Origin of the sequence: Bradyrhizobium sp. CCBAU 45394 (assembly GCF_028128655.1) — a bacterium.
GTDB classification, from domain to species: Bacteria; Pseudomonadota; Alphaproteobacteria; order Rhizobiales; family Xanthobacteraceae; genus Bradyrhizobium; species Bradyrhizobium diazoefficiens.
Genome location: NZ_LBIX01000170.1, coordinates 129,547 through 150,668, shown reverse-complemented (window position 1 = coordinate 150,668; position 21,122 = coordinate 129,547). Strand labels below are relative to the sequence as shown.

Sequence of the window (21,122 nt, the reverse complement as noted above, 5' to 3'; positions counted from 1 at the left end):
CTTGCCGGGCTCACTTGATGGAATAGGATTTGACGTCGAACGACCAATTATTCGTCACCAGCTTTCCGCTGCCGTTGTCCGGCACGCGCAGCTCACTGGTCCAGGCCGTTAGATAGCTCAACGCCTCGGCCTGATCTTGTAGCTTGCGCGGCAAGTCCGGCAAATCGAGCAACTGCACCCGCCGCTCGCTCAGGATGGCGATCATCACTGCTGACCCAGTCGGCGGTGAGACGACATATTCAAAACCACGCTGCCGAGCCGCCGGGGTTGGAACGACAAATTCGACGCCGGGCTTGACGAGATTGATGTCGCGTCCGTCCGACTGCGCCAATAGCTCGGGAGTCGGAAAGATCTGGGACATTCGCCCTTCCGCGTCGACGTCGACGAGAATGAGATATCCCGGCTTCCTCGCGGTGACGCCGAACGTGACCTTGCCGCCGAGGTTGACGGTCTGACCCGGCAGGATCTGAAGGGACACACTCGCGGTATTGGCCTGCCTGCGCGCCGCTTGTACGGGCCAAAGCCAGGGTGCATACGTCGTGCCGACATTCAGCGATGCCGACGGCAACGGTGCTGCGGACGAAGCTCCGCTACCCGCCAGCAGCAGCAGGAATGCGAGCCATGGTCGCTCCCGGCGGATCGGCTGCGATGACGGCATGGCCTGCTCTCCCTAAAAGTCAGGGAGCACTGAAGAAGCCGATCGAGGCGATCCGCGCGTCCGCAGGCAAGTACCGCTCGAGGCTCTTGATCACCTGCCCCGAAGCGCGGCGCCGGTTGAGCTGCATCAGGACTGTCTCAAGATCGACCATGCGTTGCTGCGAGGTCACTGCAACGATCTGTTCCGCGCCGAACGGCTCGCCGACCCTGAGCGGTAGGCGCAAACTCGCCGATCGGGCCAGTGCCGCATCGGAACCCACCGGATACAACAATTGGATGGTGCCATCGCCAGACACATTGAACAGCAACACCGCTCTTGACCCCACATCAGACAGATCAACTTCGACAGTCTGGCCAGCACGCTGTTGGCGATCGTCCGGCCAGATGCGCATGATCTGCGGCGACCGGGTCGCAATGCGCTTCAGTTCACGAATTGCCGCTGTCCGGTCAACGACCGTCGGCAGGCTGGCAACGTCGATCCCGTAGGCGACTACGTCGCCCCACGCGATCACGTCGTGCGACACGGGATCCCAGATCAGGTCGGGATTGTCCGTCGGTTGAACAGCCTGCACGGGAACATCCTTTGGCACCACGCTCGCAAAATAGTTCGTCTTGCCGTCGAGCGCCGCCAGCCGGATTGGCGCAGCGAGACGGAGGGGGGCCGGCGCGTCGCCGGTCGGAAGTTCCTTGGTCGCCGCCGCGGCAAGGGTGGGAATGTTTGGTGCCTTGGCCGTGACAGCCGGCGGCGCGGGCGCTTGTCCCTCGACGGGCGCCCCGGATCCGGCCGGGCCGGAGGCCGCTCTCGCGGCCGGCCCCTGAATCAGCACGACACCGCGCGTCAATTCGAAGGCGATGTCGGTATCCGGCGTCTGAGGCGGCGATGATATGGTCACGATGTTCTGGCGCTGGTCCGAGAGCTGATAGACCACCTGTCGAACATTGCTGAAGAGCTCCTTGAGCGTCACCTTCCCATCGTGATTGATGTCCGCGCTACCCTCCACCGCCCGTGCGACCGCATAGCTGAGAGCCCCGCGCAAGCCATCGATGCCAGGGATGCGGACTTCCGGCGCCTTGGTGTAGCGGTCCACCGCAGCCAGGAACGCCGTGTGGTCAAGATCGAGTTCTGACTTCGGATCGTTGCTGTCCGACACCGGCTTCAGTTCGTCAACCAGCAATGTGTAACGCGGCACCTGCCGGAAGCTCATCTCAGCGGCACGTGGATCGATATCGCGCACCATACCGCCGCCGTGGCAGGTATCAGCCACGAAGATCACCTTCGCTCCGCGAAGCTCGAACTGCCGGATGAAATGGTTGAACTCACTGCCCAGAACACGTTCAATGGACCCGGTTGGCGTGGTTTCAAAGCCTGGCAGCAGGAACACGTTTTCCATCCCGTCCGGCTCCGAGCCCTTGACGCGCTCCGGCTCCTGGGTTCCATGACCTGCGATCGACAGAAAGATGAGGTCGTTGTTCTTGGTCCGCTCCACCAGTGAACTGATCTCGCGCAAGATGCTTGCCCTGTCGGCCTGTGCGTTAGTCAGTACGACGACGTCGCCAACCCCCATGCTCTTCAAGCTGGTCACGATGTCAGTGGCGTCGGCGACCGCGCCCTTCAATTTCCGCACGTGCTGATAGTCATCGATCCCGATCACGAGCGCGCGCACCGCCGCCCCGTCCGGATTGCTGATCGACAATCCCCCTGTCGCATGCGCGTGCGGGGATATCAGCCCGATCAACGCAGCGAGCCCGATGGTGGCGCATAGCCGCTTGATCCCGCAATCAAGTTCCCTGGGCATCCGCATCGTGATCCACCTCGACATCCTTCCTATCCATTCTGTAGCGCCAGCGACACACCGGGTTCAGCGCCTTTTGCTCGCCGTCTTGCGGCCCGGCTGCGGTTCGGCCTCTTGATAGGCGCTCGCTGAGACTGTCGCCTGGTCATCCGCGAACGCCCGAAAGCGGACCGGAACGTAGCCACGCGAAAGCAGGCTCGCCAACGGGTAGACGTTGCGGCAGACGCGGCCGTTGCAGCCACCGGTCGAGGATTCCATCACCTCGGCCTTGCGATCGGGCGTGAACCGCAGGAACAACATCACGTGCGAGCCCGGCTTGTTCAGCGCATCGCCGGGCCTCAGGTCCCAGGGATTTGCCACGGGGGCTGCGATCGCAGGAATAGCGGCAGTCGTGTAGTGGACAGAAAGTCCCCACGCGGCGCTGACGAATGCCGAACAGTCGACGCCAGCCACATCCGGCCTTGGCGCGTTGCGAGTGCACACATTGCCAGCCAGCGTTCCGCTGTCGATCCGCTGCCGGAAGTTCGCGAGCGAACCGTGGCAGCCCCAGCAATAGGGCACACCGCGCACCTCCTGGTTCACTTTGCCCTGCAGATACCACGGCCGCCGAATACGACTGAAGCCGCTGCATTGGCTGTCGGGATCGCTGCCGTAGTTCGACTGCGTCAGCTTCCACTGGATGCCCTCGAATGCAAACGCGGTCTCGATAGCCTGCTGGCGATTGGAAGGTCTCACAGCGGCCGACGCGTCGAATTTGACGCCGGATTGCGGTGCTGGCGCGGCTGCCGTTCGCGACGGCCGCACGTCGATAATGGAAGCGTTGGTCAGCGGCCGGAAGCCGACGCCAACCACTTCAATTCCGTCCGGCTTGGTCCGGAGGAAATAGACATCGCCATCGCCCGAAACCGTGACGAACCGCCGGGTCAGCGGCGTATTTTCCAAAGGAAGCTCATAGATTCCCTCGAGACGGCCGTTCGCAGCATAGCGTGCGACGAACGTGGAGGCGTTCTTTCCCGATGGCGGAACGTCCTCGGCAAGCACGTAGAAGCGGTCGCCGTTGTCGATCTCAAGAAACTCCACCGTTCCGAGCTGGTTGCGCACCCGCAGGCTTAGCTGTCCGATCGTCTCGTTGGTGACCATGGTCTGGATCTCGACCCTTACGCTGGCATTGCCCTTGTCCGGAACGATATCGGCGATCACCGAGCCCTTACTTCGAGAAGCCACATATTGCCGGTCGGGCTGCCGCGTCGTCTTGACGATGGCCGCGCGGGTATTCTGGTCGAGCAAGTCGGCCGCGCTGCCGGGCGCCTGCGATCCCATCTGGGCGAAAGCGGAGACGGCGACCTGATCGTCCGCGCTACGGCTCGAGACCTCCTCAAGCTGGATCACGTCACCACCGATTCCGCGCGTGGACTGCCCTGGCGCCGCCTTCAGCGTCCGTACGCCGCCGTCCCAAACCATGATGTCGTCGTTCTGGACCACGAGATCAGTCGGCTGGACGTCTTTCGGCATCTTGAGGACGTCAGGATCTGAGTTCGGCTGTTTCGGGTCAAACTGCAGGATGCGACCGTTGACCTGATCGAGCACAAACAGGTTGCCCTGCCCGTCGGCGCTGAGTGCTTGTGGTCCCGCGAGTTCCACGTCCTCGCTGGCCGGAACGATGCCGACCATGGAAGCAGCCAAACCGCTGGCAAAGCTGCGGACGACAGTATCGTCGGCATGCGCATTGGTTCCGAAAATGCCAGCGCCAACGATGAAGACCCAGATCCAACGATTTGGACGAAGCATGTTCGCCTCAATGTACCCCGAACCGATCGCCGCGTCGGATCGACTAATCCGAGATGCCGTTAATGCTGCGCGTCAATTAGTGGTGCGCAATCTCAATCAAGTTCAATTCTATCACTTGACGGTGATAGTCCGAATTCTCTTCAGCTTGCGGTGCAAAACATGGCCCGGAATAGATTTGAGAAGGTGAGCGAAGTTCAGCCCGACGCGATCACGCTGCTCCTGAAACGCGACAATGACGGCGCCTCCGGATCAATCGTGCTGCCGGCCGCCGCGAGCCGGGGACGGCTGACCACCGACCAGATCAGCGCGCAATTGCCGGCGCAGGATGCTTTTCGCGGCGCGATCCGGCTGGCAAACGACGTAAAGCTGGCGCTGGTGGTGTGCGATCCAGACGGGGTCTGGAAGTCCGAGTGGGGCGATCTTTATCAGCCGATCGATTGACCCGCATCGGATGGAACCAGCATATGTTGCGACGCCGCATGGAGACTAGCTTGCCGAACGGAGCCTGCATCCGACCGTCGTTCCGGATACGGGCCTTGATGGCCGCGCTGCTGGTTGCGACGGGCTGGCCGGCACGCGCCAACGACTCGGCTGCGGAATTGTCGATCGGCGGGCTCCAGTTCGTACGCACCAATGACGTGGCCATGGAGAGCGAGAACCTTAGTATCGGGCTCGACAGAATCAGTGTTCGCTACCAATTCGCCAACGTCACTGCCAAGCCGGTCACGCTTACTGTTGCCTTTCCGCTGCCCGACATCGACCTGTCGGAGGCTGAGAACATTGCGCTACCTTCAAATGATCCGATCAACTTCGTCGACTTCGAGACCAGGGTCGACGGCAGCCCGGCGCCGCTGACCGTCGATCAGCGCGCCATGGTTGGCAACAGGGATGTCAGTGCCCTGCTCCGCGAACTCAAGCTACCGCTGCTGCCGATTGGTGGCCGCGAGATCCGGCTGAGCGACCTGCCCGCGGCGACTCGGACCCGGCTCGTGGACGACGGACTTATGATGCCTGCCGGAATGAGCGACAACGGTCGCCAGCAGTATGCGCCAGGCTGGGTTATCAAGACCTCGGCTGTGCGCCAGCAGGTGTTTCCGCCCATGCGCACCGTCACGGTCGAACACCGGTACCGGCCGAGCGTCGGCTCCAGTCCTGACACCATCCTGCGCCCGAGCCTACGCCGCAGCAGCGCACTGGGTCAGCAAGTCGCCCGTTACCGGAAAGAATACTGCGTCCAGGATACGTTCCTCGCCGAGATCGACAAGCGCGCGGGCAGTAACCAGATCAACAGCGCGAACCTGCAGGAGAGGCGCATATCATACGTGCTCAAGACCGGCGCGAATTGGGCCGGGCCGATCCGGTCGTTCAAGCTGACTATCGACCCAGGCGGCAACGACCGCTTGGTGAGCTTCTGTCCTGGGCGGCTCAAGGCATCGTCTGCTACCGGAAATACGCTTGAATATACGGCAAACGACTTCAAGCCGGATGCCGACCTGAAAATCCTGGTGATCGGAACATTCTGAGCGTGCCGGTCAATTGGTGAGCAGCACGTAACGCGCGGCCGCGATGATGGTCACCTTGTTGCGCTGAGCCTCGCTCAGCGCCTGGAGGAAGAACGTATCGGCAGCTATCGGTCGCGGCTGGCGCAATGAGTCCAGAACCTGCGGAACCGCCACGACCAACAGCAATTGCGGACCGCTCGCGCGCGCTGTCGGGAGCGTAAACGAAAGCGAGTCGATGCCCGGCTTCAGAAGATAAGACAGGCTCTGGACTTCGCCGCGATCCGACACCATGAGCAGCTCGACCACGCGGTTGGCAAAGTTCTCAATGGTCCCATTGAGGGCTTCACCACCCTTCAGCTCTGTCGCTGACAGGGTGATGCGTGGCATTCGCGCCTGATCGCTCCCGACCTGACTCAAGAACCTGACGGCTGGGCATTGCGCCTGGGTCACTTGCCTGACGCCGATCGAAGCCTCGAAACCCTGCTCACGCCGAAACGCTTTGTCGAAGGTGTCGAATGGGGCGGTCGAGGCACCGAACCCTTCGATGACAGCGGCATTTGGGCTCACGGCAATCGGCAAGACAAAGAAGCAGTCACCGCCAGAATACTGGGCCACGTATTTGCGGATGCGCTCAGCTCGCCCCGCCCCATCGAGTGCCGGAGACGGCGTCGCCGTCGGCTGCGCAGACAACTTCTCCGGCTCTTGGCGCCCGGGCTGTGGTCCAGCGGGCTCGACCTTCGGCGGCGCCATTGTTCCGGCGAGTTTTGGAGGTGGTGGCAAGACCGCGGTGCCGGGCGCTGACCAGACCAGCTTGTAGAAGGCATATCCACCACCGCCGACCAGCAGTAACAGAGCCGCCACGCCGGCCCCCAGCCAGCGGCCGCGCGGACTCCGCGCGGTCGACGGCATCCTGTCCTGCGGCACCGGCGCCGCGCCTTCCGGCCGCCGCAGCGGATCGAAACCATATAACGGCGCGGCCGGCGTCTGCACCAAACCGGTCGGCTTCCAGCTGGCGACCTCTCCCATGGTCGGGCGCAATGCCGGATCAGGCTGCAGCATCCGCTCCAGCAAAGGCCGGATGCGCATATCCACCGCACCGAGATCGGGAACACGCCGGCGCTTCTCCACCAGTTGAAACTGGCTGCCACCCATGTCGAGCTTCTGTCCGGTCAGCGCGTGAAACAGCACAAGACCGAGGCTGTAGACATCGGATTTCGCGGTCACGTCATTGCCGTACAACCCTACCTGTTCCGGCGATGCGTAGTTGTCCTTGCCAGCGAAGCCCGAGCCGATGATGGTCTTGTCACCCATCTGGGTCGACCGGGCTATGCCGAAGTCGATGATCTTAGCCCGCCTGACGTCGTCGAGCGGAACAATGATGTTGTCCGGAGAAACGTCGCGATGGATGATGCCGTGCTCATGGGCAGCCTCCAGTCCCGATGCGACGCGCAGCATCAGCTTGATCAGCGCCTCGAAAGTCAACGGTCCATCGTCGAGCATGTTCGAGAGCGAGCGGCCATTCACGAACTCCATCGCGAGATACGGTCGCTGCAGCACCGGCTCCACCGTAAACAGGAAGTAGCGAACGATCGCGTCATGCGGAAGATTGTGGAGCGCCGCGGCCTCTCGACGGAACAGCGCGAGCGCCGCCTCGTTATCGACCATGTCGGGCAATAGCATTTTCACGGCAACAGGCGATCCAGTTTGGATCTCTCGGCATTTGTAGACCTCACCCATGCCGCCCGCGCCGATCACCGCTTCGATCTCGTAGATACCGTTGAGACGGGTGCCGGGGGGCACGCCCTGATAGGACGGTCGGAACGGATCGTTCGGGGTCATGGTTGCGGCTCGCGATCAAGCGGAGATCTTGTCGCCTCCTGAGATCGTGGCGTCAGCAGTCGCACGATCACAATCGTTACGTTGTCAAGCCCGCCACGATCAAGAGCCAGCGCGAGCATGTCATCGCAAGCTGCCTGGGCGCGTCGCGTAGCCGCGTGCTGCAGGATCTCGTCGTCCCGCACGTGCCTGGTCAGGCCATCGCTGCAGATCACGAAGACATCCTCCGGCTCGGCCGGGCCTGTTACCACCTCAAATTCCGGATCATCGGCGACACCGACGGCGCGAGTAATGGCATTGCTCAGCCAATCATTCACGTCTTCGCGCGACAGCGCACCTTCGGCGATCAGTTCCTCCAGTTCGCTGTGATCATGCGACACTTGGCTAATTGCGCCGCGACTGATCAAGTAAACCCGGCTGTCACCCGCCCATATGCAGGCATAGTAGCTATCGCGAACGAGCAGAACCGCCGCTGTAGTCCCGACGGTGGCACCCTGTCGTTCACGACTAAGCGCCAGTATCTGCCGGTTTGCGCTGAATAGCCGCTCCTCGCATTCCGCCAGCAGGTCTGCGGCTGATTCTGGCGTGCCGATCGCGTCAAGCGACTGCACTACAATGCGACTGGCGAGATCGCCGGCCTCGTGACCACCCATACCGTCGGCGACGGCCCACAGGCCAACGTCGGTTCGTACCAAACATGAATCCTCGTTCCGCTCCCGCACCCTTCCGGCATGGGTAATGCTACCAACATCGAACAAGGATGGGGTATGCACCATCGTGCGTCATCCATTCCCGGATGCCGCGAGGCCGGGATCACCGGTCAGCAGCGTAATGTAGTGAAACGGATCTGGTAATCCTCGGCAACTCAGCGCCATTGGCGGAAAGCCTTCCCCTCCGGCGGTCCACCAGAAGCTAGCCGCGGCGTAGACCTGTGGGTTGGCGGCGCAAAGTGCTGCAAACGCCCCCGCGAAGGCGTCGACCGCCGAAGCCCTCCCCATTGCCGCAGTACCAAGCGACGTGATCGGCGGACCGCTGGCGATGGTCTCCTGCAGTCGTGGCACCGCAAGCCGGTCCAGTCCATCGGAGATCTGCTCGAAGGTCGCGGCCCGATCCAGGGTCGAAAGCAGGAACGCCTCCACTTGCCCGAACCATTCGTCCTGCGGATCAATGCTCGGCGGCGGCAGCGAGACGGCCTCGCCGGTCACCGCATGCAGGGTCAAGGGATAGTATCGCCCCACCCCGTCGAGCGAGGGCATAATCGCCCCCGCCACCGTCGTTCCGCAGATTGCGGCACCGAGCCAAAACCGCCAGACCGGCGCGGTCAGAAAGGCCTGCTGCCATCCTGGGCCAAGCTGGTGGCGACTTGCTGACAGCGCAGCCTGTACCCACGGCTCCCAAGCTTCCAGGAAGCTGCGCGGAGTTGCGATCGCGATGAAGTCACGCTTCGCGCCGATTTTGCCGAATAACCCGCAACGCATGGTCATATCCCGGTCGGGCAACGAAACTCACGCAGCACTGACAGATTCAGCGGGTTGCGCAACGATCCAGTCGAAATTTGATAGCTGAGCTCGCGCCCGGCGACGATGAAAGTCGCGCTGGCCGTTTCCGCTTTCACCACTAACGAGCCAGCCTCCAGCATCCGAAACAACGACCAGGGACCAATGCGCTCAAGCACGGATGGCGGGCCGGTGTCGTTGCTGACTGAAATTGCAGTTCGCGGCGCGGGGCCCGGCCATAGGACGGTCGTTGGCGAGTTGCTCTGTGGCTGTGGCGGTGGCGGTGGCGTAGGTTGCGGACCGCCGAACAAGGATGAGGTCGCTGGACCAGGTGTGGTTGGGCTTGTAATTGTGGTGCCGCCGATCTCGGTCTTGACGGTCACGCCTGGCCCGGCTGCCCCAGGCGGCCGGATCGCGAACGATACCGCCGGCAAACCGCCGCCGGTCTGGAAGAAGGCGTCGCGGATATAGGCCGCATTTTGGAATTGCTTGAGCGTATCCGGCGAGAACGACCGACCAACGGGGCTCTCCTTTCGCCAAACCCAGTCCGATCGCGACGTGTCGGCATAAGGTGCCAGATACTGGGTGAAGAACTTGTCCATAACGCCGTTCGGACTGAACAATTTGGCAAAATCCGCCAGCGGGACTTCCTGGCTGCTGCTGCGGATAAACGGGTAGCGGTTGGTCACGGTCTGTTGGCAGACCGGCGTGACCTGATCGCGCAACGTTTGAAGGATTTGCCCGGCGGTTGAAGCCGCAATGCTGCCTTCGAACTCCGCGGCTGCTGCTCGCAGCATGTCGGAGAATGGCGGCGGCATGCGCGAGGCATTGTTGCGGAGCGCTGCGACCTGGGTCTGAAGCGCAGCTGTGGCCTGTGCGGTCAGTTGGGGATTCTCGATGATCAGCGTCAGGTTCTGCGCGATGTCGTTCAGGTTCGCGACGGTCGAGTCGATCGGCCGGCGGGTGCTCTCGCCTTCGAGCGCCGCGTGGTAAGGTTTGAACTGCGCCTCGATCATCGCGCCAGGCGGTCCATCCTGGGCATTCGTGAAGAGTGCTGGCGCCGGTGCGGCGGCGGCTGCCGAAGCGCTCGCCGGCTTCGCCCGTTCCTTGGTTAGCACCGTCTCGTCGCGCACCGATTCCAGAATTTGCCGCATCGGCGAGGTCGGCGCCGAAAGCGCCCGCAGCACCTCATATTTCGGCTTGTCGGCGAGCAGCTTCTTCAGGCGCAGGCTCCCGAGCGCCGTTCGCCAGGTCGTCACGAAATCGTTGGAATAGATGCTGAGCAGATCGCCGGCCAGATTGTCGTACTGCTGGTCGATGGCCGACTGCTGGCCGGCATCCCCTAGAACCCATCGCTCCCGCTTCATCCGCTCAGACAATCCGGACAGCCGGGCAACGAACTTCTGATGGAAGCCATTATACGTGAAGAACTCGGGTACCCGCACGGCGTCCAAAGGCTGCCCCGTCGTGGTTTCGAACACGACACCCATGTCGGGTCCGCCATGGCGGCTGGCGATCCAGTCGCCAGCGGTCGATGCGCGAGCCTCCGACTTCAGAAACTCGTAGGCACGTTGCGACACGCTCAGGCGCGCCAAGGAGCTCTGGGCCTGCTTGATCAACCGGCCGTCGAGTTCGACCAGCGGCTGCTGTTCGGTCTCGAGGTCGAACATTGCCACGAGGTTCTCGTCGAGCAGACGCCGCCCTTCCGCGTTGGTGGCGCCAGGATAGAGGTTGTCCGCCCAGTCACGTTGCATCCAGGAGCGGATCAACTCGCGGTCCGGCGACTGCAGGCCGCCGACCATCAGATAGACCTTGAGCGCCTCGTAGACAAAGGCAGGCTCGTTTATGCGCGCATTGAGCTGCTCCTCCAGGCGATACAGCAGCCGCGGCCGGAACATGCGCTCAAGCGCCGTATGATAGGCCGCCTTCGAGGGCGACAACAGCCGGGCGTGCTGACTGAGCCCGTAGCGAGCCGACAGAGGCACCGACTCGCCGCGCGATCCGTAGCCTGCCGGGGCGTTGCGCAGCCGGTAGAGTAGCGGCAGCACCTTGTCTAGATCATGATCAGCAATCAGCGTCTGTTTGATAATTGGTGCGCCGGCGGCTGCATACTCGCTATCGGCCTGCAGGCTTTGCTCAATCAAATCGGAGTTCCGCTTGTAGCTCGTCAGCCAGGCTGCGATCAGTCCGATCGAGACCAGGCCGATCAATGACAGGGCCGCGGTTTTCAGGATTAGCGCGCGGCGCACCGCGGCACGGTCGGTCGAGACCCAGTCGGCTTCGCCGATGATGACTTTGGAAATCAGATCGGCGAGGAAAAAGCTCTTGCCCGTGCCCGAATAGGATCCGGAACCGACCTCCTCAGCGCCGAACGTACGTGCCAGCGACCCGATCAATTGGTCGATCGGCGTGCCCTGCTGCGTACCCGAGGTAAAGTAGAAACCGCGCAGGTTCGCGTTCACGTGATAGCGCGTCGGCTCGAAGATCAGGTTGAGGAAATCGTGGATCTGCGGCTTGAGCCGCGCCATCTGTGCCGGAAAGCCGAACAATTGCACGCGGTGCTGGGGCGTCGGCTCGTCCTGCAGACGGTCGAGCGTCTCCTCGCTCAGGCGCTCCAGCAGACGGTCGAACTCGACCGGGATCTGCCCCACCAGATTCTGGGTCTTGTCGGCGGTCTGGAACGTGGCCCCCCAGACCTGGCGGCGGCCGGCATCCCCGAGATAGGCGAAATACTCGGTGAAGCCGGCAACGAGATCGGCTTTGGTAAATAGCGCGTAGACCGGGAAGCTGACCTTGAGCCTCTGATGCAGCTCGAGCAGGCGCATCCTGATGGCATCGGCGTGAAGTGCGAGCTCCTGCTTCGGCAGCGTTAGAATGTCTTCGATACTGATGGCGACAAGGACGCCGTTGATCGGCTGGCGTGATCGACTTTTCTTCAGGATGTCCAGGAACGCCAGCCAGCTGTCCTTGTCGGCCTTGCTATTGGAGTCCTGGGTGGTGTAGCGGCCGGCGGTATCGATCAGCACCGCCTCCTCGGTAAACCACCAATCGCAGTAGCGGGTACCGCCGACCCCCGCGATCGCCGCGGGCGTCGCCCCGGGCGCGAGCGGAAATTTGAGCCCGGAATTGACCAGCGCCGTGGTCTTGCCGGCGCCGGGCGGACCGATGATGACGTACCACGGCAGATCGTAGAGAAAGCCCGATTTGTTGCCGCTGGCGGTCTTCAGCGTCGCGAGCGCATCCTTCATGCGCTCCTTGAGTACCGGTTCATCGCTGACGGGCTGGTCCGCACCAGCGATGCCATCGGCAATCTCCTTGGCACCCTTGCGCCGCCTGAACAGTTTGAGGCCAACGATGCCTGCGACGATCGTGGTGAGCAGCAGAATAGCGATCTGCCGGACGATATGGTTCTCCAGCGGCCGCCAATCGCCGAACGCAATGAAGGGACCGGCGAAATAGATCACCGCTCCGAGCGAGCTGAGCCCGACCCCGTAGAGAACGATGCGAAGAATGTCCTTGGCAAGCATCTAACCGTACCTGTCGCAAACCACCTGACCCGGTGGAATCTGCCTATTCGCTGCGTTCGATAAAGATCTCGACGCGCCGGTTCTTAGCGCGTCCCTCGGGTGTCGTGTTGCTGGCGATTGGCGCATCTGCTCCTTTGCCCTCGACGTCGACGCGCGAACCATCGGTCAAGCCAGGCTTCAGTGCCGCGGCAACCGCCTTGGCGCGCTCGACCGACAACTCGAAATTTGTCGGGAAGCGGACTGTGCGGATCGGCGAACTGTCGGTATGGCCGACGACCCGGATCCGTCCCGGCTCCTTGTCGAGGGTTGCTGCGACGCGGAGTGCGATCGGCTTGAAACCGTCGAGGATGGTCGCCTGGCCCGATGCAAACAAGGCCAGATCGCAGACCCTGATCACGATGAAACTGGGGGTCTGGTCCGCGGTCATGGCACAGGCTGTGTTCTCCTTCGCGAGCGCGTTGCGGATGCGTTGCAACTGGGTGATGCGATCCGGTGGCGGCGGAGGCGGAGGTGGCGGCGGTGGTGCAACGACCTGGCGCTTGAGCTCGATCGGGCCGGCCGGATGGAGCGCGAGCGCCACCTCGGCAGCATTCTCTGCCCGGCCAGCGAGGAGCGTCCGCAGGACGAAATAGGACCCGGTCAGCAGCGCGGCGACGACGGCCGCCACGAGCCAGACCGGAACACGCAAACGCTGCCGGCGCCCCGCCAGCGCCTGCCCGCGCCAGTTGGGCGACAGGTCGGTCATCGTCTTCGGCCGGACCCGGCGCAGCAATTCATAGAGGTTACGCTGGATCAGCTGCAGGTTCGCAAGTCCGCCCCCTGACGTCCGGTGAATGCCCTGAAAACCAAGCGCCAAGCAGGCGTGCTGAAGTTCGAGGACCGGATAATTGACCAGTGGATCAATCTTCAAATGGTCGAGGATCTCAAAGAAACGGACGCCGCCGACACGCTCGCCGAAGAAGCGGCTCAGCATCGAGTATTGCGTCCAGACGTGACGCTCCTCGGTCGGGATGTGCTGCACGATATCGTCGGCAGTGGCACACAGGATATATTTCGCTGTGTTGGCCTGGTGCTCGGAAATGCCCGCTGAACGGATGTCCTTCTCAAAGAATTTGATAGCGTCTGCGACCTGCTCCATCAGGCTCGCGAATGACGCGCGCATGAGCGCCACCCGCAACCGACCGAGCAGTTGCAGCAATGGGCCCGCAGCGCGCATCACTGGATTGGCATTTGGCGCGACGAGATCGTCGACGCGCAACGGCGGCCCTGCCGGCAGCATGGGTTGCGGCACCTGGCCTTGCGCGGGTGTCGAGATCCATTCCTCGGTTGGATGGCTGGCCGGCGCGGAGGCGTAGTTCGAGCCCTGTGGAACGGGCGAAAAGGACGATGGTGGCGTTGGCGCGCCGGGAGAAGGTACGGGTGACGGCGAATAGGCCGGACGTGCTGCAGGCCCCTCGCCCGGCGGAGGCTGAGAGGTCGGCGCCGGCGGCAACTTCCCGCCGGGGTTGGGACGGATGATCGTCCGTTCGCCCCGACCGAAAGGATTGACCGGCTTGTCCCTGTCGCTCATGGCCTGTCTTCCAGGATAGCCCAAAGATACAGCTCAAGCTCCGGCCAGTCGCCGGAGAAGTGCATTCCGATCGAGGCCGCCGTGCTGAACTCGGGCCACAGCGGCGACTTGCGGTCGAGATAGAAATAGACGTGATCCGTGATGGCCCGGATATGCGGCGGTGGCGTCGGCAAATGCACCAAGGTCAGGCCCGGCAAGTTTGCGTGCACGATCTCGTTCATCTTGGTGTTCGGCCCAACCTTGAACAGGTGCGGGAAATCGTTCTGGATCTCCACGAGTGGCCGCCGTGCGGCAACCTCCAGCACCAGGGTCGCATTTCGGAATAGCGCTCGATCGCGGATCGGCGATACGAACGCATTCTGCGCGCGCTCGATGATCTCCAGACGGATCGCCCGCCGGCCCAGCCGCGCGCTCAAGAAGTCCTGGATGTCGCTCACCAATGGTGTGAAGACGTTCTCGAGATCGTCATGATCGTACGCCGGATAGTTGCGCGCCCGCCGTTCCGCCGTGGAAAAAGTCGCAAGTTCACCCGCGAACCTCAGCAATTCCTCGTACAGGCGCTCGGGGTGCACGCTGCCGGAGCGTTGGAAATGAGTCAGCACGGGAATGGTACGGTTCAGCACTTGCAGGACCAGATAGTCGACGCTCTGCAACCCACCGCCGGATGACGGATCGACCGCATAACGCGCCAGCTCGTCGAGTTTGGTCTCAACCCAGCCGATGATGCGGTTGAGCCAACCATCGATGATCGGATGCGCGGCGCAGACCAGCATCGGCGGCACGAACTTGTCGTCGAACAGGATGTTCTTGTCGCGCACTTCCAGAATGCGCGCGATGCCGAGGCCCATGTATCCGGGCTTGCTGGTCTTGCGCAGTTCGAACGACAAGCGCGGATAAGCGATGTCGATCTCTTCCTCGATGCGTAGCGCCGAGGTCGAGTCAATGAAGGTTTCCGAAGTACGAACATAACGACTGGCGCTGTCGGTGCGGTCCTCGTCGACCTCGCGGGTGTTTGGTGCCGCGACAGGCATCATCAGCCAGACGATCTGGCCTGCGGCCGTGTCCGGCACATCGATCGCTTCGGGAATTGGGCTGTCCGCAGGGATATCGAACGGCGTACCGTCCGGCATAACGCCGGACGCATTGCGCACCGCGAACTTGCTTTGTTCGGTAAGATCCTTATCGATCTCCAGCTGGGCAAAGCCCCAGGGGTATGGTGTCGTGTAGCGAACGCGCTTTTCCAGCAAGTGTTCGATGTAGCGGTCGTTCTGCTGCAGATGATGCGGCCGCAGAAACAGACCTTCCGACCAGAAAACCTTGCTGTACCAAGACATTCCTACATCCACTTAGAAAATGTCGGCGACCGCATGGTCGCCGACAGCTTACTTTGAACCGGGCTTGTCGCCGCGGTCGTAATAGTCCGAGAAGTGCAACATAAAGATTTCGATCGGCGCGCTGTTATCGCGGCCAAGATGCGCCTTCCAGCGCGTCAAGAACTCGTCCCAGAGTTTGCCCTTGTTCGTGCCGAGCCAGGAGCTTGCGCCACGCTGAAGCTCGAGCTCGCGCGCCATCAGCGTCGGATCTATGTCCGCAATCAGCTCATGGACAGCGTGCTGCATCGCCATATAGGTCTTCAACTGATGTGATTTGAGATCACTGAAGCCCTGTGCAAAGGCGCGCTGTGCGTCGAGGTAGCTACGCGTCGGCGGGCCAAAGAGAATGCGCATCGCCTCTTCCGCGGTCGGCGAGAATTTCAGCGGATTATTTTCGAGGGCTTGGACGGTGGTCTGGCTGGTGCTGCGGGTCAGCTGTTTGGCTTGGGTTCGCGCTTGCAGCAGCGCCATGAGATTATCCACGGTCATACGCAAGATGATGCCAAGCTGTTCGGCGAGTTCGGCGTCGGACTTGTTGGCAAAGAAATTGTCCGGCAATCCTGCAGCGCGCGCCACCAGTCGCGCGAACTCGGTACCGCCGACTGGCTTGGCCGTGACAGCCCCCTCGCCTGCTGCTTGCGTCTGGCGCGGCGTCGCAACCTCTTGGTGTGATAGCGATGCCGGCGGCTGTGCACCGGCTGGTTCATCATCGATCCACACCGACGGCCGGCGGGGGGTCGGCTTGACTGGGGGGCGCTCGACTTGCGGTTTCGGCGCGGTGACCGGACCCGCTGCCCAGTTCATGTCGTCGTCCTGCACGGACGGTTGGTACGGAGACGTCGGCGATGACGGTCGAAATGGGTCTACACCCGGCGCCGGGACGCTCGCCGCCCAGTCCAGGAACCCCGGATTGACGGGCCGCGCAGCCTCGCGTGGCTTCTTCAACAGGTGCGGATCGATCGGCGGCGGAACGTCACGATCGGCCGTCCAAAGCTCTCCGTAATCGGCATGCTGCTGGACCGAGGGTTCGTGCAGTTGCGCCTCATGGTTTGGGCTGCGCCCGCCAGGCTCATCCTCCAGCGAAACTCCGATGATGTAGTGACCGATCGTCAGTCGGTCGCCGTCGCGCAAGCGGTGCGGCCCCCGCATGCGCTGGTCGGCACCATTGAGAAAGGTGCCGTTGGTCGAGACGTCGTGCAGCCAATAGCCGCCATCGCGAAAGTGCACTTCGCAGTGCTTTCCGGAAATCGTCCGCGCCGGATCCGGCAGCGTCCAGTCGAGGTGACGATCCCGGCCAATATCGACCGAGCGCCTGCCGGTGACCGTAAACGACACAGGTCCGCCGTCCGGAAGGTTCGGTTCGTTCTCGATATTAAAGCGAAGCACCATCACATCGTCTCGTTAGCGCGGAGGGCGCGGTTCGCCGCGTGCCAATTGAATACCATCCTCCAGGCATGACGTCATTATCTGGTCCCGGGAGTCACGGGGGAGCCGGCAGAGGCCAATCAGCAGCGCTGCACGCACCGCCCGTGCGGCCTGATCTGGCTTGGCTTCCACGGGCGCAAATTCCGGGGGAACCACGCTTCCACCGGACCAGCCGGCCGCCAGCGCCAGCCATGTCGCTGGCTGCTCAGGATCGTTGGCATTGCCGACGGCCAGCGCCTTGTTCCGGGACTGCTCGTCCGGTTGCCGGACCCAGGTCTCCACAACATTCAGCGACCTGCTGTCGTAGGCGTCGAAATGGTCGAACATCCGTCGCAGAGAGCGGCATCCCCAGGCGATCGCCACGCGCCTGGGAAGCAGATAGGCGCAGTAAGATACGGCCTGGTACCAGTTGCGGGCATCGGCGGCCTCCTGAAGGAAATCCAGCGAAGGCTTGTCGGCATCGGCTTTGCCGACATCATAACGCGCCAAGGGATAGGCTTGAAACAGATCCCGTACCGTGCCGAACCGAACCTGCCCCATGACCGTCAGCCGACAAGAGTTGGAGTGCCGTGCGCGACCAGCGGACCGCCGGCTGCAAGCGCCATGCCGGCCTGCGCTGTCATGGCGATCGTCGGCGCGTTGATGACGATGCCCGCCGGGCTCAGGATAATCTGGCTGGGACCAACCTGTAGGGTGATATTGGCATTGGCCGTGAGCGTGATGCTGATGCCCGCTTTGACAGACTGGTCCATGGCCAGCGTGATGTGCTGACCGCCCAATTCGATATCGAGCTTATCATTGCCTTTCTTGAGCGTGGTCTTGCGGGTGTCGCCGCCGAATGCAGCTTCGCCGATGGTCCGTGTCTCGGTGTCGCGGACCGTCACGTCGTGGTCCTTCTCAGCATGCACCGTGATCTTCTCGGATCCCTTCTTGTCCTCGAAGTTCCACTCGTTGAAGCCGCCACCACCTTTGGTGGAGTCGGACTTCAATCCTGCAACCGTCTTCTTCGACGGCAAATCATAGGGCAGCTTGTATTCGTCGTTGTACACGGTGCCGATCACCAGGGGCCGGTCCGGATCCCCCTCCAGGAATTCGACAACCACTTCCTGTCCGACGCGCGGGATGATCTGGCCGCCCCAGCGCTTGCCAGACCAAACCTGAGCCACGCGCAACCGGCACGACCGCTTCTTCTTCCGATCCCAGAAAAAGCGGACATAGATTTCGCCCAGCGATTCAACGTCGATTTCCTCGTTCGAATTATCGTCTTTGGTCACCACCTTGGCCGTTTGGATGCCGTTAATCCTTGGCTTCGGCGTCATCATCAGCGCTCGAAACGGCCGATCGCTTGGCAGAAACTCATAGCTACCGAAATAGACATGTTGCCCGGCGTCGCCGGGACCGCCGGTGCGGTAAGATTCGAGCGAGAACGAGTGCGTGGCTCGCACCACGAGATATTCCACGTTCTGCGAGTCCTTGGAGTGCTTTTCGAGCTTCGTCAGCCCACCGGGGAACAGGTTGACCGCGTCACCATTGCCGCGACGCCGCCGGTCCATCGCCTGCTCCGCCTGGAGCTGGATCTTCGCGTAGCGCTCGCCGTCGGACTTTTCCTTGAACTTCCCGGGATAGTCGTAATACTCCATCTCCGACCGAGTGTAATGCTCGGAGCCCTTGGCATCGCTGATCAACTGAGCGTTTGGCTTCTGGTAGTTGTAGTCGTTGAGTTCGATCTTGCCGGTGCGAAACCGGCGCTCCGACACCCATTCATAGATGTGTTGCTCGCCTCGACGATCGGCACCCGTCAGCGGGATGTAGGGAATCGTAGCAAGACCTTTGATCGGGCTGTGCGACGATTTGGAGTCCGCCAACACCAGCGTGTGTTTGCCGCCCTCATGCTTGAAGAAGTAGGAGATGCCGTGCTGCTCCATCAGCCGGCACACGAAATTCATGTCGGTCTCGCGGTACTGAACGCAGTATTCGAGCTTCGGACAGGAACCCTCTTCGGTCAGTTTGGATTCATAGTCGGTGAAGCCACGTTCGTTGAATACTTCTTTGATGATGTCGGGCGCCTTCTTGTCCTGAAAGATCCGGCAATCAGTTGTCCGCGACAACAGCCATAGCCAGGGCCTCAGAACGATCCGGTAGCTGAAATAGTCGTTCTTCACCCCGAGCCATTGGGCCTCCGTCAGAATGCCACTGAACTCGCGCTCCTTTTCATGCAGCTTTATGGTCAGCGTACACTGCTGACCGATGGCACGATCGAAGTCGAGGTCGGCATCCTCACTGAGACACTCGATGCGATACTCGAACAGTTCGCTGAGACCTTCCGAGCCTTCGAACCCGGCAAAAACCAGAACGTCCTTGCCAAGAGGCGTCTTGAGTTCGCAGAGGCGGGTATCCTGAGTAAGCTGGCCCATGTGGGCTTAAACTCCCTCCTTCGATCGAATGACCCGCTGCGAAGAGCTGATCAGACGCTATGCAAGAACCACGGAAATCCTGCCCGCCCCCGGCAGTGCCGGCAGGTCCGCCCCAGGGCTGGTCCGGACGTTCCACAACAGCGGTCCAAGGAACCGCCCCGGTCATCAAGTAGTCGGCTCCAAGAGCTTGCCGGTTCACGCGAAAATGGCATGATCTTCGGGAATGAACCAACACCAGCAGGCATCTGACCCATGGATATAGACTCGGATCATGGATCCCCCCGCGATCCGGCAGTCGCCACGGGCTCGGCAGCGGGGCCGTGACCGAGCAGATGGACGATCGTCGTATGCTTGATGTCGCCTCCCTGACGCACCCCATTGCCGCTGACGATCCCTGCGGGCCGGATCTCGACGCCATCGGAGACATCCAGTATCTGAACTTCTTCGCAGGTGCGGAATCGCTGCTGCCGATGTCGTTCTTCGAGGTCGTCAATGCCAACGGAGAGCGTGGACGCTTCGATCCAAAGGCAGTCGATTTTGCCGGCCAATTCGCCGCCGCGCAGCCCCTCCTGGAGCGTACCCGCGATCTGCGCCTAAACCTGCTACTGGCCAAGTTTTCAATCCTCAACCGCGATCTCGACGGCTTTCTCTGCTGCCTGAAGGCGACCAACTTGCTGCTGCGCGAGCAGTGGGAGGCGGTGCATCCGAAGGGCGAGGACGGCGACTACGCACTTCGCGCCGTCACGGTCGAGGCAATCGACGTGTTCCCGACCGTGATCAACCCGCTCCAGTTCCTTCCCCTGATCGAGAACCGCAGACACGGCAACCTCAACTACCGTGCTTATCAGGTTGCCATGGGCGAAATTCCCGCCGGCGACGCCGACGCCGACGGACCTGATCTGGCGGCCATCGAGCGCATCGTCAGCGAGACGGATCTCGACACTCTCAAGGCAACCAGCGCGCGGTGCTCCGCGGTCGCGGCTGAAATCGCGGGTATCAAACAAACCTGGCACGAGAAGTTGAACGCGGGGCAACCGATCAGCCTCGACAGGCTCTCCGGCCTGGTTAACGGCATGGCTGCCTGGCTTGCGGGCCTTGTCGCGTTGCGCGATCCGGCCGCGATCGCTGCAACCGCGGAAGATCTCGGTCCTGTCGATACACAGGCGCCGTCAGACACGAGCGGGGTGGTGACTTCATCCGCACAGGCATCTGCAGCGCTTGCAGCGGCGGCCGACTATTTTGCCCGAATGGAACCATCCAGCCCGGCACTGTTGCTGGTGCGTCAAGCGCAGGAGATGGTGGGCAAGTCATTCATTGAAGTTATGCGGATGCTGGTGCCTGCGCACGTGGAGAGCGCTGCGATCAACATCGGGCGCGACAAGGTCTTCGACCTGCCGATCGAACGGATGGCGGAACTCGCTACCTCGCTCTCATCGACGGCAGAGAGCAGCGCTCAAGATATTGTATTTTCAATAGAAACCAGGGCGCAGGCCTTAGGCCTGCTGACGAAGGTGGCGTCGTTTTTCCGAACCGCGGAGCCGTCCAGCCCCATCCCCTTTTTGGTCGATCGCGCGCGCGACCTCGCGCAACGAGATTTTCTCAGCCTTTTGAATGATGTTCTTCCTGAGGGAGCCCTTAAAACAATCGACAGATCGCATTGAACCCAGCTTTCGCTCGAGGGCACTAATTGGACACAAGGATGTTTGCCGACCGCAGCAACTTGAAGCGCTCTAGCCAATCT

15 protein-coding genes are annotated in these 21,122 nt (G+C 62.0%); 3 read left to right on the top strand and 12 right to left on the bottom strand.

Translation table 11 applies throughout. The features are described from left to right. Positions 1–10: 10 nt before the first annotated feature. From WN73_RS27640 to WN73_RS27630, 3 genes are all read right to left on the bottom strand, one after another. Positions 11–568 carry a DUF4384 domain-containing protein gene (locus tag WN73_RS27640; protein WP_236842227.1) on the bottom strand — a complete coding sequence of 186 codons (558 nt, stop codon included), beginning with the start codon at positions 566–568 and terminating at the stop codon, positions 11–13. Positions 569–677: 109 nt separating this feature from the next. After that, the gene (locus tag WN73_RS27635; RefSeq protein WP_271555478.1) at positions 678–2,477 is read right to left on the bottom strand and encodes a caspase family protein; all 1,800 of its coding nucleotides are present in this window, start codon (positions 2,475–2,477) and stop codon (positions 678–680) included. A gap of 39 nt (positions 2,478–2,516) precedes the next feature. After that, positions 2,517–4,238, bottom strand: a complete 1,722-nt coding sequence (locus WN73_RS27630; RefSeq protein ID WP_271555476.1) for a hypothetical protein — start codon at positions 4,236–4,238, stop codon at positions 2,517–2,519. A 183-nt stretch (positions 4,239–4,421) separates the two neighbouring features. Between WN73_RS27630 and WN73_RS27625 the strand changes: the two genes are divergently transcribed. Together WN73_RS27625 and WN73_RS27620 are read left to right on the top strand one after the other, a co-directional pair. Then, positions 4,422–4,679: a hypothetical protein gene (locus tag WN73_RS27625; protein WP_236842226.1), complete on the top strand. Its 258-nt coding sequence runs from the start codon at positions 4,422–4,424 to the stop codon at positions 4,677–4,679. A 98-nt stretch (positions 4,680–4,777) separates the two neighbouring features. Then, positions 4,778–5,761 carry a DUF4424 domain-containing protein gene (locus WN73_RS27620; RefSeq protein WP_028170705.1) on the top strand — a complete coding sequence of 328 codons (984 nt, stop codon included), beginning with the start codon at positions 4,778–4,780 and terminating at the stop codon, positions 5,759–5,761. A 9-nt stretch (positions 5,762–5,770) separates the two neighbouring features. On the opposite strand, the gene WN73_RS27615 is transcribed toward WN73_RS27620, so the two are convergent. From WN73_RS27615 to WN73_RS27575, 9 genes are all read right to left on the bottom strand, one after another. Further along, positions 5,771–7,579: a serine/threonine-protein kinase gene (locus WN73_RS27615; RefSeq protein ID WP_271555473.1), complete on the bottom strand. Its 1,809-nt coding sequence runs from the start codon at positions 7,577–7,579 to the stop codon at positions 5,771–5,773. Then, complete coding sequence (locus WN73_RS27610) at positions 7,576–8,352, bottom strand: PP2C family protein-serine/threonine phosphatase (RefSeq protein WP_028170703.1); 777 nt, start codon at positions 8,350–8,352, stop codon at positions 7,576–7,578. The genes WN73_RS27615 and WN73_RS27610 overlap by 4 nt, the downstream gene beginning before the upstream one ends. A 6-nt stretch (positions 8,353–8,358) precedes the next feature. After that, positions 8,359–9,060, bottom strand: a complete 702-nt coding sequence (gene tagF / locus WN73_RS27605) for a type VI secretion system-associated protein TagF (protein WP_011086383.1) — start codon at positions 9,058–9,060, stop codon at positions 8,359–8,361. After that, positions 9,057–12,599 carry a type VI secretion system membrane subunit TssM gene (gene tssM, locus WN73_RS27600; RefSeq protein WP_271555469.1) on the bottom strand — a complete coding sequence of 1,181 codons (3,543 nt, stop codon included), beginning with the start codon at positions 12,597–12,599 and terminating at the stop codon, positions 9,057–9,059. Before tssM ends, tagF begins: the two co-directional genes overlap by 4 nt. Before the next feature lie 43 nt (positions 12,600–12,642). Further along, entirely contained in the window at positions 12,643–13,878 is a 1,236-nt protein-coding gene (gene tssL, locus WN73_RS27595) for a type VI secretion system protein TssL, long form (RefSeq protein ID WP_271555467.1), read from the bottom strand. 287 nt (positions 13,879–14,165) lie between these two features. Beyond that, positions 14,166–15,503, bottom strand: coding sequence for a type VI secretion system baseplate subunit TssK (tssK, locus tag WN73_RS27590; RefSeq protein ID WP_271555465.1), 1,338 nt, complete (start codon positions 15,501–15,503; stop codon positions 14,166–14,168). A gap of 48 nt (positions 15,504–15,551) precedes the next feature. After that, positions 15,552–16,931 (bottom strand): type VI secretion system-associated FHA domain protein TagH, encoded by a 1,380-nt coding sequence (tagH, locus tag WN73_RS27585; protein WP_271555463.1) that lies wholly within the window; start codon positions 16,929–16,931, stop codon positions 15,552–15,554. Positions 16,932–16,943: 12 nt separating this feature from the next. Continuing rightward, positions 16,944–17,507, bottom strand: a complete 564-nt coding sequence (locus WN73_RS27580; RefSeq protein ID WP_011086378.1) for a DUF6931 family protein — start codon at positions 17,505–17,507, stop codon at positions 16,944–16,946. A 5-nt stretch (positions 17,508–17,512) separates the two neighbouring features. Beyond that, the gene (locus WN73_RS27575) at positions 17,513–19,381 is read right to left on the bottom strand and encodes a type VI secretion system Vgr family protein (RefSeq protein WP_011086377.1); all 1,869 of its coding nucleotides are present in this window, start codon (positions 19,379–19,381) and stop codon (positions 17,513–17,515) included. A 347-nt stretch (positions 19,382–19,728) separates the two neighbouring features. Between WN73_RS27575 and WN73_RS27570 the strand changes: the two genes are divergently transcribed. Continuing rightward, entirely contained in the window at positions 19,729–21,042 is a 1,314-nt protein-coding gene (locus WN73_RS27570; RefSeq protein WP_271555577.1) for a type VI secretion system protein TssA, read from the top strand. Positions 21,043–21,122 lie beyond the last annotated feature (80 nt).

Bases quoted from the DNA above. Each gene is read 5' to 3' on its own strand.
- WN73_RS27635 (WP_271555478.1), bottom strand. From the start codon at position 2,477: ATGTCGAGGTGGATCACGATGCGGATGCCCAGGGAACTTGATTGCGGG.
- WN73_RS27630 (WP_271555476.1), bottom strand. From the start codon at position 4,238: ATGCTTCGTCCAAATCGTTGGATCTGGGTCTTCATCGTTGGCGCTGGC.
- WN73_RS27620 (WP_028170705.1), top strand. From the start codon at position 4,778: ATGGCCGCGCTGCTGGTTGCGACGGGCTGGCCGGCACGCGCCAACGAC.
- WN73_RS27615 (WP_271555473.1), bottom strand. From the start codon at position 7,579: ATGACCCCGAACGATCCGTTCCGACCGTCCTATCAGGGCGTGCCCCCC.
- WN73_RS27610 (WP_028170703.1), bottom strand. From the start codon at position 8,352: ATGGTGCATACCCCATCCTTGTTCGATGTTGGTAGCATTACCCATGCC.
- tagF (WP_011086383.1), bottom strand. From the start codon at position 9,060: ATGACCATGCGTTGCGGGTTATTCGGCAAAATCGGCGCGAAGCGTGAC.
- tssM (WP_271555469.1), bottom strand. From the start codon at position 12,599: ATGCTTGCCAAGGACATTCTTCGCATCGTTCTCTACGGGGTCGGGCTC.
- tssL (WP_271555467.1), bottom strand. From the start codon at position 13,878: ATGCTGCCGGCAGGGCCGCCGTTGCGCGTCGACGATCTCGTCGCGCCA.
- tssK (WP_271555465.1), bottom strand. From the start codon at position 15,503: ATGTCTTGGTACAGCAAGGTTTTCTGGTCGGAAGGTCTGTTTCTGCGG.
- tagH (WP_271555463.1), bottom strand. From the start codon at position 16,931: ATGGTGCTTCGCTTTAATATCGAGAACGAACCGAACCTTCCGGACGGC.
- WN73_RS27580 (WP_011086378.1), bottom strand. From the start codon at position 17,507: ATGGGGCAGGTTCGGTTCGGCACGGTACGGGATCTGTTTCAAGCCTAT.
- WN73_RS27575 (WP_011086377.1), bottom strand. From the start codon at position 19,381: ATGGGCCAGCTTACTCAGGATACCCGCCTCTGCGAACTCAAGACGCCT.
- WN73_RS27570 (WP_271555577.1), top strand. From the start codon at position 19,729: ATGCTTGATGTCGCCTCCCTGACGCACCCCATTGCCGCTGACGATCCC.